The 11,944-nt window shown below is 60.8% G+C and carries 11 protein-coding genes and 1 pseudogene; 6 read left to right on the top strand and 6 right to left on the bottom strand.

From position 1 onward, the window contains the following. From G3N93_RS23855 to G3N93_RS23840, 4 genes are all read left to right on the top strand, one after another. A partial coding sequence (locus G3N93_RS23855; protein WP_241026674.1) for a lyase family protein occupies nucleotides 1-704 on the top strand: 704 nt, incomplete at its 5' end. Further along, on the top strand, nucleotides 704-1,489 hold the full coding sequence (pcaD, locus tag G3N93_RS23850; protein WP_039344475.1) for a 3-oxoadipate enol-lactonase: 786 nt from the start codon (nucleotides 704-706) through the stop codon (nucleotides 1,487-1,489). The genes G3N93_RS23855 and pcaD, both read left to right, overlap by 1 nt. Nucleotides 1,490-1,499: 10 nt before the next feature. Then, the gene (gene pcaC / locus G3N93_RS23845) at nucleotides 1,500-1,889 is read left to right on the top strand and encodes a 4-carboxymuconolactone decarboxylase (protein ID WP_011356714.1); all 390 of its coding nucleotides are present in this window, start codon (nucleotides 1,500-1,502) and stop codon (nucleotides 1,887-1,889) included. A 275-nt stretch (nucleotides 1,890-2,164) separates the two neighbouring features. Beyond that, complete coding sequence (locus tag G3N93_RS23840; protein ID WP_174940370.1) at nucleotides 2,165-3,523, top strand: MFS transporter; 1,359 nt, start codon at nucleotides 2,165-2,167, stop codon at nucleotides 3,521-3,523. 60 nt (nucleotides 3,524-3,583) lie between these two features. Here G3N93_RS23840 and G3N93_RS23835 read toward each other — a convergent pair whose 3' ends face one another. The 5 genes from G3N93_RS23835 to G3N93_RS23815 form a co-directional block, all read right to left on the bottom strand. Next, complete coding sequence (locus G3N93_RS23835; RefSeq protein ID WP_174940368.1) at nucleotides 3,584-3,832, bottom strand: hypothetical protein; 249 nt, start codon at nucleotides 3,830-3,832, stop codon at nucleotides 3,584-3,586. A 110-nt stretch (nucleotides 3,833-3,942) separates the two neighbouring features. Continuing rightward, nucleotides 3,943-4,557: a LysE family translocator gene (locus G3N93_RS23830; RefSeq protein ID WP_174940366.1), complete on the bottom strand. Its 615-nt coding sequence runs from the start codon at nucleotides 4,555-4,557 to the stop codon at nucleotides 3,943-3,945. A gap of 478 nt (nucleotides 4,558-5,035) precedes the next feature. Next, nucleotides 5,036-6,001, bottom strand: a complete 966-nt coding sequence (locus G3N93_RS23825; RefSeq protein ID WP_174942177.1) for an alpha/beta hydrolase — start codon at nucleotides 5,999-6,001, stop codon at nucleotides 5,036-5,038. Then, nucleotides 5,998-6,348, bottom strand: a complete 351-nt coding sequence (locus G3N93_RS23820; RefSeq protein ID WP_174942179.1) for a RidA family protein — start codon at nucleotides 6,346-6,348, stop codon at nucleotides 5,998-6,000. The genes G3N93_RS23825 and G3N93_RS23820 overlap by 4 nt, the downstream gene beginning before the upstream one ends. A gap of 18 nt (nucleotides 6,349-6,366) precedes the next feature. Continuing rightward, nucleotides 6,367-7,260: an MBL fold metallo-hydrolase gene (locus G3N93_RS23815; RefSeq protein ID WP_206134094.1), complete on the bottom strand. Its 894-nt coding sequence runs from the start codon at nucleotides 7,258-7,260 to the stop codon at nucleotides 6,367-6,369. A gap of 73 nt (nucleotides 7,261-7,333) precedes the next feature. On the opposite strand from G3N93_RS23815, the gene G3N93_RS23810 reads away from it, so the two are divergent. Continuing rightward, entirely contained in the window at nucleotides 7,334-8,266 is a 933-nt protein-coding gene (locus tag G3N93_RS23810) for a LysR family transcriptional regulator (protein WP_206134093.1), read from the top strand. 794 nt (nucleotides 8,267-9,060) lie between these two features. Then, the gene (locus G3N93_RS23805) at nucleotides 9,061-10,185 is read left to right on the top strand and encodes a porin (RefSeq protein ID WP_206134092.1); all 1,125 of its coding nucleotides are present in this window, start codon (nucleotides 9,061-9,063) and stop codon (nucleotides 10,183-10,185) included. Nucleotides 10,186-11,758: 1,573 nt separating this feature from the next. Here the strand turns inward: G3N93_RS23805 and G3N93_RS23800 are convergent. Then, nucleotides 11,759-11,944 (bottom strand): annotated as a pseudogene (locus G3N93_RS23800) (hypothetical protein); the annotation flags it as partial.

Raw genomic sequence — 11,944 nt, 5'->3', positions numbered from 1 at the left:
CGCCGGCCGTGCCGTGGCACACGCAGCGCGACCGTATCGCGGAAGCCGCGTCCTGTTTCGGAATGCTGACCGGTACGCTCGGCAAGATCGCACGCGACGTGTCGCTGCAGATGCAGACCGAAGTCGGCGAGCTCGGCGAGCCCGTTGCCGCCGGCAAGGGCGGCTCGTCGACGATGCCGCACAAGCGCAACCCGGTCGGCTGCGCAGCCGTGCTGACGGCAGCCGTCCGTGCACCGAATCTCGTCGCGACGGTGTTCGCGGGGATGGTGCAGGAGCACGAGCGCGCGCTCGGCGGCTGGCAAGCCGAATGGGATGCGTTGCCCGATCTCGCGCGCCTGACCGGCGGCGCGCTGGCGCAGATCGCGCAGATCGTCGCGGGCCTTGACGTGAACACCGAACGCCTGGCCGCGAACCTCGACCTGACGCGCGGGCTGATTCTCGGCGAAGCGGTGATGCTCGCGCTCGGCGACAAGATCGGCCGGCTCGACGCGCATCACGTCGTCGAACATGGGTCGAAGGAAGCCGTCCGCACGGGCGCGACGCTGTTCGACGTGCTCGCCGCCGATGCGACCGTGTCGGCGCACCTGTCGCGCGACGCGCTCGCGCGGCTGCTGGATCCCGCTCATTACGTCGGCGAGGCGCAGGCCTACGTCGACGCCGTGCTCGCGCTGCACGCGGGCGCGCAATCACCAGGAGAACATTGATGCCTTTCGCCACTGTCAACGGCGTGAAACTGCATTACCGGATCGACCGTGCCGCGCGCGACGACGCGCCTTGGCTCGTCTTCTCGAACTCGCTCGGCGCCGACCTGCAGATGTGGGCACCGCAGATCCGTCCGCTCACGCAGCACTTCAACATCCTGCGCTACGACACGCGCGGTCACGGCCATTCCGACGCGCCGGCCGGTTCGTACACGATCGAGCAGCTCGCCGGCGACGTGATCGGCCTGCTCGACCACGTCGGCATCGCCCGCGCCCACTTCTGCGGGATCTCGATGGGCGGCCTGACGGGTGCGGCGCTGGCGGCACGCTTCCCGTCGCGCATCGTGCGCGCCGTGCTGTCGAACACCGCCGCGAAGATCGGTTCGCCGGAAGTGTGGGCGCCGCGTGCGCAGAAGGCGCGTGCCGAGGGGATGGCCGCGCTCGCCGACGCCGTGCTGCCGCGCTGGTTCACGGACGCGTTCGTCGAACGCGAGCCGCGCCTGTTCGATGCGATCCGCGACACCTTCGTGCATACCGACAAGGATGGCTATGCAGCGAACTGCGACGCGCTGAACGCGGCCGACCTGCGCGAAGAGGTGAAAGGCATCGCGCTGCCGGTGCTCGTCGTGACCGGTGCGAAGGACATGTCGACGCCGCCCGACCAGGGCCGCGCGCTGGCCGCCGCGATTCCGGGTGCGCAGCACGTCGAATTCGACGCCGCGCATATTTCGAACATCGAGTGCACCGACGGCTTCAACCGCGCGCTGCTCGATTTCCTGACTGCGTGAGGCACCGGCGATGGATGACCAGGAACGTTACGAAGCAGGGATGAAGGTGCGTCGCGCGGTGCTCGGCGACGCGCACGTCGACCGCTCGATCGAGAACCGCACCGAGGTGACCGACGAATTCCAGAACCTGATCACGCGCTATGCATGGGGCGAGATCTGGACGCGCGACGGCTTGCCGCGCCATACGCGCAGCCTGCTGACCATCGCGATGATGGTGGCGCTGAACCGTGGCGAGGAACTGGCGCTGCACCTCCGTGCCGCGCGCAACAACGGCGTGACGCGCGACGAGATCAAGGAAGTGCTGCTGCAGACCGCGATCTACTGCGGCGTGCCGGCTGCGAATTCCGCGTTCCATTTGGCAGACAAGATCTTCAAGGAACAAGACGGGGCCGCCGGTTAAGCGCCGGGCGTAGTCCGAGCTTGCTTCGAGGCCCGCTGATGGTGGGCGGCCCCCGATGATGAATGAACGCGCCGGCAGAGCATCGGCGCGCGGCGCACCGGATGGCCGGTGCGCGAACAAAGGCAAGACGCGGTTCCGAGGCCGCGTCGCTTATAAACAAAGTGGCTTTGCATGGGATCCAGGCAAGCGCTAAAGCGCTAACCTGGATCGACCGCGAAGCATGGGATCCAGGTAAGCGCTAAAGCGCTAACTTGGATCGACACAGGAGACTAGCGATGAATCGCACACCCGTGGTCGATGTCCAGACCTTCATCAACGAGCAGCCGTTCGGCGGATTTCAATGGCTCGTATTCCTCATGTGTTTCGTGATCGTGCTGCTCGACGGCTTCGATACGGCGGCGATCGGCTTCATCGCGCCGTCGCTGCTCGGCGAATGGAACCTCACCAAACCCGATCTCGCACCGGTGCTGAGCGCCGCGCTGTTCGGCCTCGCGTGCGGTGCGCTCGTGTCGGGCCCGCTGTCCGACAAGCTCGGGCGCCGCTCGCTGCTGATCGGCTCGGTATTCCTGTTCGGCGTCGCATGCCTGATGTCCGCATTCTCGACGACCATCGGGCACCTGACGATCCTGCGTTTCATCACCGGCGTCGGGCTGGGCGCGGCGATGCCGAACGCGGTCACGATGATGGGCGAGTTCTGCCCGGATAAACGCCGTGCGACCGTGATCAACCTGATGTTTTGCGGCTTCCCGCTCGGCGCCGCGTTCGGCGGTTTCCTGGCTGCATGGATGATTCCGCATTTCGGCTGGCGCAGCGTGCTGATCCTCGGCGGCGTGACGCCGCTGCTGCTCGGCGTGCTGTTGCTGCTGAAGATGCCGGAATCGGTGCGCTTCATGGTCGCCAACAATCATGCCGTCGACAAGGTCCGCGCGACGCTCGCGCGCATCTCGCGCGATGCGCTGAACGCCGGCTCGTTCGCGATGACCGAAGCCGCGCCGCAGACCGGCAGCAAGGGCCTCGGCGTCGTGTTGTCGCGCTCGTACATCGTCGGCTCGGTGATGCTGTGGCTCGCGTACTTCATGGGGCTCGTGATCTTCTACGCGTCGATCAACTGGATGCCGATCCTGCTGAAGGATGCCGGCCTGACGCCGAAGAGTGCGACGCTGATCTCCGCGCTGTTCCCGCTCGGCGGCGTCGGCGCCGTGCTGTGCGGCGTGCTGATGGACCGCTTCAACGCGAACCGCGTGATCGCCGTGTGCTATGCGCTGACGGCGGTGAGCGTCTATGCGATCGGGCAGGCGGCCGGCAACGTCGGGCTGCTCGTGCTGGTCGTGTTCGTGGCCGGGGTGCTGATGAACACCGCGCAATCGTCGATGCCGGCGCTCGCCGCCGCGTTCTATCCGACCGAAGGGCGTGGCACGGGTGTCGCGTGGATGCTCGGCGTCGGCCGCTTCGGCGGGATTGCGGGATCGTTCCTCGTCGCCGAGCTGACGCGCCGGCATTTCTCGTTCGCGGGCGTGTTCGCGACGATTGCCGTCGCGGGCTTGCTCGCGTGTGTCGCGCTGCTGGTCAAGCAGATGGCGCGGCCGCATGGCGTGACGCAGCCGGCAGGCAAGATCGAATCGCTCGGGCATTGAGCGACGCGCGGGCCGGTGCGATGCGCCGGCCCGCCAATACGGCGGCCGGCGGGCCGCCGGCTATTCTTCCGCGTCGTGGTCCTTCACGAAGTTGCGCAGATACGCGCGCAGCGCGGCCTCCCGGCTGCGATGATCGGCGAGGTTCGCGGCGCCCATGTCTTCCTCTTCGCCGAACATCGTCGGCGGCGCGCTGTAGATGCCGATCTCGATGTCTTCGCGCAGCACGCGGATCTCGTGCGTGAGCGGGCGATACTCGGCGATCCAGTGCATCCCCTCGATGTGTTCGCCCGCCCTCAGCAGTGGCTTCATCGACACTCTCCCGGCAGCAGCGGCGCAACCGGCCAAGCGGTTGCGCGCGCCCGTAGCAAAAGGGTACGCCTGCATCGGGCGAATCTCAACGGGCGCGCGGTGAGTGCTCACTACGCCAGCAGGTGCGCGACCAGCGGATACAGCGACAGGATCAGCAGCACGGCCATCGTCACGTTGAAGATGCGCAGCGCGCGGGGGTTCGACAGGAAGCGGCGCAGGCCGAGCCCGAACGCGGCCCACAGGCTGATGCACGGGAAGCCGATCAGGATGAACACGACGGCCATCCATGCGGCGTTCATCCCGTAGTCGGCGGACAGGCGGACCGTCGTCGCCGCGGTCAGCACCATCATCCATGCCTTCGGGTTGATCCACTGGAACGCGGCGGCTTCGATGAGCGTCATCGGACGCGGCTTGCCGCCGTGCGCCTTTACTTCGCCCGACGTGCCGATGCGCCATGCGAGGTACAGCAGGTACGCGACGCTCGCGGCTTCGAGGATCGTGTACAGCAGCGGCATACGCCTGAACGCTTCTCCGAGGCCGAAGCCGACGCAGAGCATCAGGATCGCGACGCCGATGCTGATGCCGAACAGGTGCGGCATGGTGCGGCGGAAACCGAAGTTGACGCCGGATGCGAGCAGCATCGTGTTGTTCGGGCCGGGCGTGATCGACGTGACGAGCGCGAACAGCATGCCGGCGGGCAACGCGCTCAGGGTGAGGAATTCCATCGCGGATTCTCCATTCGGTTCGGGACTGGGATGGAGGTCAGTTTAGCGACGGTTGTCTGTACAGTACCGGTACAGTTTGGTTGACGAATACCGGTACGGGGAGTGAAGGGGTGGATGGGGTTGCTGGCTGGTTGTGGTCTCTCGGAAAGGATGTCCGCAGTCTCAACATGTAGTCTTTGAATAAAAGACGACATATCAGTGGCTGCCAGCCCAATTCATGTCATCCCGAGCGGATGCGAGGTCAATCTTTGCAATCGAAGAATCTTTGCGCAATTTTCGATCGATAGCATCGTATCGTTGACGTCTCATTTGATAGTGAGCGCAGCAGTTTCGCCCACCGATGCGTGTGCAAGGTTCCGGGGCTGCCTTCACCGCAGGTTGTCGGTGCAGTGGGGTGAAATTTTGTGGCGAGAGTCGGCGCACGATCCTGGGAGTTCGATCTTTCTCGACACGAGATAGCGAGTACTCGTGGCGGCGCCTACGCTCCGCGAAATCTGCTAAATACTTGGTCAAGAAAGACTGCGACCTCGCCAATCAGAACCGTTGATTCAGGAATCAGGCCACCCATCGTCAGAAAGCCATGTATCTGACCTGGATAGTGCTGGTGACGAACCGGGACACCCGCATCGCGAAGTCGGGCGGAATATGCGGCGCCTTCGTCACACAACGGATCATGGCCACAAGTCACGACATACGCTGCCGGCAAGGTGGCAAAAGTGGGAGCCCTGAGCGGTGACGCTTTCCAGTCGAGGCGATCTTCGCCTACCGGCAAATATTGATCTGCGAACCAATCGAGACTTGCTTTTGTCAACGTCGGTCCAAGCGAGAACTGCTCGAGTGACGCTGTATTCGCCGCGAAGTCGGTGGCGGGATAGAGCAGTACTTGCGCGATCGGCTGATGCCCGCCCGCGTCGCGCAACAGGTGTGTGAGAACCGCCGCGAGGTTGCCACCCGCACTGTCACCACCCACGGCGATCTTTGTCGCATCGATGTTCAACGACGACGCGTGTTCAAGAATGTAAGCGTACGCAGCTTGCGCGTCCTCGATTGCCGCCGGAAACGGATGCTCAGGAGCGAGTCGATAATCGACCGCCATCACCGAGATTCGCGCCGTGCTGGCTATCGCTCGGCAGGCGTTGTCATGGGTGTCGAGATCACCGGACACCCAGCCGCCGGAATGGAAGAAGAGCAGGCATGGAAGCTGGGATCCGTCGTCCGTTCCCCACCCGCGATAACAGCGGAGCCCGAGTTTTCCGTCCGGGCGCACGACTTCGAGATCCCGAACCGAGGAAACCTGAACCGGCTGCGACGCAAGCGCTTTGCGACTTATGCGAAATGCAACGCGCGCCTGCTCGGGGGATCCGGCTTCCGGGCCCGAAGCCCCACTTTCGCGCGCGAGCGCAACAACGCGTGCCGCGCCCGGGTCCAGCGGAACGTGACTCATGCGCTACCTCCCGGCCACGCCACCGCCTCGATCTCGACAAGTGCCTCGGGGACGGTCAATCCACATACCACCGTCGATCGCGCCGGTCGATGTGTCCCAAACACGCTCGCGTATGCGGCGTTGAACGCTTCGAAATCTGACGCACGGCGAAGCCAGACCGTGGTTTTACCGATGTCCGTCAAGCCAAGGCCCGAAGGTGCGAGCAGCGATGCAATGCGTTGCAGTATGACGCGAGTCTGATGCACCACGTCTCCCTCAATATGCCCTTCAGCATCGAATGCGAGTTGGCCGGAAGTAAAAATTAATTCTCCCGATCGGACGGAAGGTGAAAGGTGTGGTCGAGTCAATGGAATAGTCCCGATAGTTCAAGCGAAGATCCAGCGGAAGTTGTTCGACTCCCGCTTCACGTAACCTGCTGAATTCGCGCCAAAGTGCGCAGGCAAAACCAGTGCACCGGATTCAGCCGCATATTCGAGCATCCAGTGCCTCGACTTGCGTGCCGCATCCTGGTTCTCGCAGAAGGCGGAGTTCCATTCCGGTCGGTAAATCTGAATCGGGTTGTGGATGACGTCGCCACTGAAAAATGCTTCGCCTCCACCTGACCGGATACTGATCGACATATGGCCGGGAGTGTGTCCAGGAGTGGGGTGAAACCTCACGCCTTCGATCACTTCTGCACCAACGTCGGGAACAACATCGACAAGACCCGCATCGACAATCGGACGCACGCTGTCTTCGTAGACGCCAGGAGAGACGATATTCCTGAAAGTATCTCCGGCAGACCAGTCATGCTCGCCGCGAGACCAGAGATAACGCGCAGACGGAAACGTCGGAACCCAGACTCCGTTCGATAGATGGGTGTTCCAGCCAACGTGATCGCTATGAAGATGAGTACAAAATACAAAATCGACAGCATGCGGATCTATGCCGTTAGCCTTCATTCGTTCGAGGTATCCGGTATTAAGGTTGTTGAATGCTTCGATGTGACGTACTCGACCATCTCCGATTCCGGTATCGACGATGAACAACAGATTGGGTGTTCGGACGACCCAGGAGTTCACATAGACGATCGCACTTCTGCGATCAGGCGTTAAAACGCCTTCGTGCAGATTTTGGAGTTGCGCTTCAGTCAGATTGTCCTGCCATTCCGGAAACAGAAAGGTCACCGGGAATTCGAATGAAATTTCGGTGATACGTGTGATTTCCATATCACCCACGTGAAACCGGGGTGCTGCAATTGTTGAGATATCGACGCTCATCTGACTCTCATAGTAATGGCTGAACGAATCTACTATACTCAGGCTACGCTAATACATCCAATCGATACCAGGCATGGAAACTATCGATCATTTCGATCTACGTTCGTTCGATATGAATCTGTTGATCGCGTTCGATGCGCTGATGCAGGAACGCAGCGTGACGCGCGCAGCCGCAAAACTACGGATCCAGCAACCGGCAATGAGCCACTCGTTGTCCACGTTGCGTCTGCTGCTCAGAGACGAACTGTTCATCAGGGTTGGGCGGACATTACAGCCGACCCCGCGAGCATTATCGTTGCAGCATACGGTCCGGAGTTCATTGCTGCAGTTGCAGGAAGCATTGAAAACGGAAGAGTCGTTCGATCCGTCGAACGCACGGCGAGACTTCCGCGTTGCAATGACAAACGGAATCGAATCGCTGCTCCTGCCGGATATGGTTGCCCGCTTCCGGACCGACGCTCAAGGCATGACGTTGCTGGCGCGTTCGGTCGATCCGCAGGACATGCCCGACATGCTCGATCGTGGTGAACTGAATCTGGCTATCGGTTGCTACGAAAGCACCCATCCCTGGATACGACGACACGAGCTATTTAATGAAACACTGACCTGTTGTTTCAATCCTGATCTGATTCCGATCAAAACGCCGATTGACGAACAAACCTATGTCGAAACGCCGCACGTAGTTGTATCAATGCGAAATACAATATTAGGTTGCCTCGAAGATGCATTGCGCGATGCGCGCGTCGAACTCAATATAGTTTCTGCCGGTCCCAATTTTCTCGCAGTGCTAATGATGGCGGCGGACACTCCCGTTCTCACGACCTTGCCATCACGCATTGCACATCGGTATGCGGATCGTTTTGGTCTTTCGACCTGCCCCGTTCCGATTTCATTCTCCGCAAATCCGATCGCAATGGTATGGCATGCCCGTGAAGATCGGGAGCCGGGGAGCGAATGGCTGAGACAGCTGGTTAGAGAACTGTGCCCCTTCGAGCGAGCCGATTGAACGTGAGCGGTTCGCATGCCGATCAAATCAAATTCCCTACCGGGGCTCCCGGTATCAATTGATCGAGTGCCAGGCGCCCACCCGGCAACGCCAATTGATGCAGGCCTGTCCATGGCGCTGCTTGTTGCCAAATTCCGTCGAGGAACCTCGGCAGGGTCGTGCCATTCCCCAAGCCCCGCTTTTCCGAGAGCCCGCACTTGTTCGTTGATTCTCGGAAACGATGCTCGCGGTCTCAATAGCGTTGTTGGCCGGCCTTCGGCTGGAATTTACCCTCCCACAGTGACGCGCTAGATGTCAGGCGAGCTTTACCCGGCGGTGCGCCGCTGTCGTTGTGGGTTCGAGTTTTCGTCACTCCTTGTGTTCCCAGCCCTGCTGAGGTGGTCAGGACTATCGAGGCGATGGATCAACCGTCGCCGAGGGCGTACGTCGGGATGAAGCCGATCAAGGTGCACTCGAGAATTGTTGAGATTGTGTGGCGTAGTTTTTTGGCTACTGTCAAGGCGTTTGTATAAGAAAATCGCGGCAAAGATACCGTGTGAGCATTCACGGCGGTGCGTAAAAAAATCATTTAATAACAATGGGTTGAGTATTTTTATGGGCTTTCTGTTGCGAAAAGAGAAATACACAATTTCTATTTCATTGTGGGGTTGGTTGCTTTCACCGCTCTTACACTCGCGATTCCCAAACGGGCATCTGTCCGGGCATGACCAACAGAACGAGGTCCTCCGGGCGGTTGCAGACCGTTTATGAACAAGGTCGCGAGACCTGCCTCTTTTTAGAAGGGAGCTCCACGAATGAACAAGACTCTGATCGTCGCAGCCGCTGCGGCATCGTTCGCTACCGTCGCTCACGCGCAAAGCAGCGTCACGCTGTACGGCGTGCTGGACGCAGGCATCACCTACCAAAGCAACGTCCAGACCGCATCCGGCCAAGGCAAGTCGCGCTTTTCGATGGGTTCGGGCATTGACCAGAGCCGTTTCGGCCTGCGTGGCTCGGAAGATCTCGGCGGCGGCCTGAAGGCAATCTTCACGTTGGAAAGCGGCTTCAACATCGGTAACGGCAAGTTCGCGAACGGCAACGGCGGCATGTTCAACCGCCAGGCATTCGTCGGCCTGTCGAGCCAGTACGGCACGGTCACGCTGGGCAAGCAATACGACGCAACGCAAGATTACCTGGCGCCGCTGACGGCAACGGGCTCGTGGGGCGGCACGTACTTCGCACACCCGCTGAACAATGACCGCCTGAGCACGAACGGCGACGTCGCGCTGAACAATACGATCAAGTACACGAGCGTGAACTACGCTGGCCTGCAATTCGGTGGCACGTACTCGTTCTCGAACAGCACGAACTTTGCCAACAACCGTGCATACAGCGCCGGCCTGTCGTACCAGTACCAAGGCCTGAAGCTGGGTGCGGCGTACTCGCAAGCGAACAACGCGGGCCTGTCCACGTCGGGCGCGGTGAACCCGAGCGTCGATACGAACGGCAACGCATTCGGCATTCAGGGCCGTACGCGTACGTATGGTATTGCAGCAGCCTATGCATTCGGTCCGGCTCAAGTCGGCGCGGCATGGACGCAATCGCGTCTCGACAACCAGACGAACGGCCTGGGTACGCTGCGCGCGGACAACTACGAAGTCAACGCGAAGTACAACCTGACGCCGGCTCTCGGCCTGGGCGCTGCCTATACGTACACGAACGCGAAGCAGAACGGCAACAGCACGCACTGGAATCAGTTCGGCGTGCAAGCTGATTACTTCCTGTCGAAGCGTACGGACGTCTACGCTCAGGCGGTGTACCAGCGTGGTACGAAGGGCGCCGGTTTGGGCGCATCGATCTACAACGGCGACATCAACGCGTACCCGAGCTCGAAGGTCAGCCAAACCGCCGCAACGGTCGGCCTGCGTCACCGCTTCTAAGCGTGACGGCTGGCTAGTCGGTTCCGAAAAAGCGCCTTCGGGCGCTTTTTTTTGATGCCTGAATTCAAGTCTGGATAATTATAAGTATTGCGAAACGATGGAGAATCGTCGAATTTGATAGCCGGCTTTTGTAAGCGCTGTCGGTAGTGTGCGCCCGTGTGGATGCGAACTCTGCTGTTCGCAGTGACTCATGTAAAAGATGGTGGGGCTTGAATTTCTCGCAGCGCCTTGGGCGCCTCGTGTCGCTGTTGATTCAGGCGCCAATGCGGCGGGATTGTGGTGGCGAAGTGAGGGAGCATGCTTGAGAGGTTGCGACAGTGCGCTGCTAAATATGGTTGGCGATGTTTGTCGAGCGAGTGGAGGGGTGTCAATTCACGTCATCAGTTCGCTTGTGCTCGTGGGCACGCTTTCGAGCGTGTGGCCTTGACCTTGCTTTATCGAAATGGCGGTGCACCGGTATGCGTGTTCTGTCAGCAAGAAGATATACGTGATAGATGGTTGGGGAAGTTGGCAGAGCGAGGGGGGACGCTTCTGAGTGGTCCGTTCGTCGGGCTATTTGCACGCTACCAAATTCGTTGCGCAGAGGGGCACGAGTGGAGCGTGGAGGGAAGAAAGATCAGTGAGGGGCGTTGGTGTCCGAGCTGCGCGCATGGTGACGCGACGCGGCGAAGCTGTTGCTCGGATGGTTTAGCCCGGCTTCACGCGAAAGCACGAGAGAGAGGCGGAAAATGTCTTTCGACCAGCTATACGATCGAAAGCCGTCTATATGGATTTGAATGTGCAAAGGGGCATCGCTGGGAAGCCCGGGCCAACGATATCTTCCGCGGAACCTGGTGTGGTCGTTGCGCAAAATCCACCTCCTCCGGGCAGGTTGATCCCAATGGATTGGCACGTCTGCAGGCGGCCGCCCGAGAAAAGGGTGGCGTTTGTTTGGCAGAGGCTTATGTGGGTTCAGCCGAAAAATACCCTTTCCGTTGCGCAGTGGGTCACGAATGGTTGGCAATAGCGAGTCAAGTGTGGCTCGGACACTGGTGTCGGCAATGTGCAGGCCTCAAATTGCGTCAAACAATCGATGACATGCGAGGGCTTGCGACCGCTCGTGGTGGGCTGTGTTTATCCGCAGCGTATCAGGGGAGGCGGACCAAGTTGACTTGGCAATGCCATCGCGGTCACGTCTGGGAGTCTCGGCCAATCAACATAAGTGCGGGAACATGGTGTCCGCAATGCGCGATTACCAACCGAACTCGCCGTAGAGATCATTGAGCGCGATACCGGCCTTAAAGCCTCAGGATGTGCGTATCCCGTTTGGCAATAGTACGGATCCCGCACCGCCCACCATTACCGAGAAGTTCCGCCGCGTCGACCAGACGGTTCCCTGCGCGATGCTCATCTTCCCCCGCAAGCCACCAATTGGCAGCGTAAATGCCGTCGGGACCGAACTGCCATTTTGCGGCGTACAGGTTGTGCCGTCGACGATCGGGCCGACTGCAGAGAAATTGCGCCGTGTGACGTGACGGGCGGAACGCGCATGTCATTTCATCGCACGCGCGTTCGCCAGGCGTCACCGAACCGCTCAGTAAGCGTTGTTGTCGTAGTACGCCTCGTCGTAGCGATGCTTGTTGCGACGCATCCTGCGCGTGTTGTCGCGGTCCCGTGCATCGTCGCGCTCCCGCGCGTTGCGGCCGAGGTTGCCCCCCAGTGCCGCGCCGCCGCCACCGCCGAGCGCCGCACCCAGGAGCCCGCCGTTGCGGCACTGGGG

Source organism: Burkholderia sp. Se-20378 (assembly GCF_017104665.1).
Taxonomy (GTDB): Bacteria; Pseudomonadota; Gammaproteobacteria; order Burkholderiales; family Burkholderiaceae; genus Burkholderia; species Burkholderia lata.
This window is presented reverse-complemented; position numbering and strand designations above follow the sequence as displayed.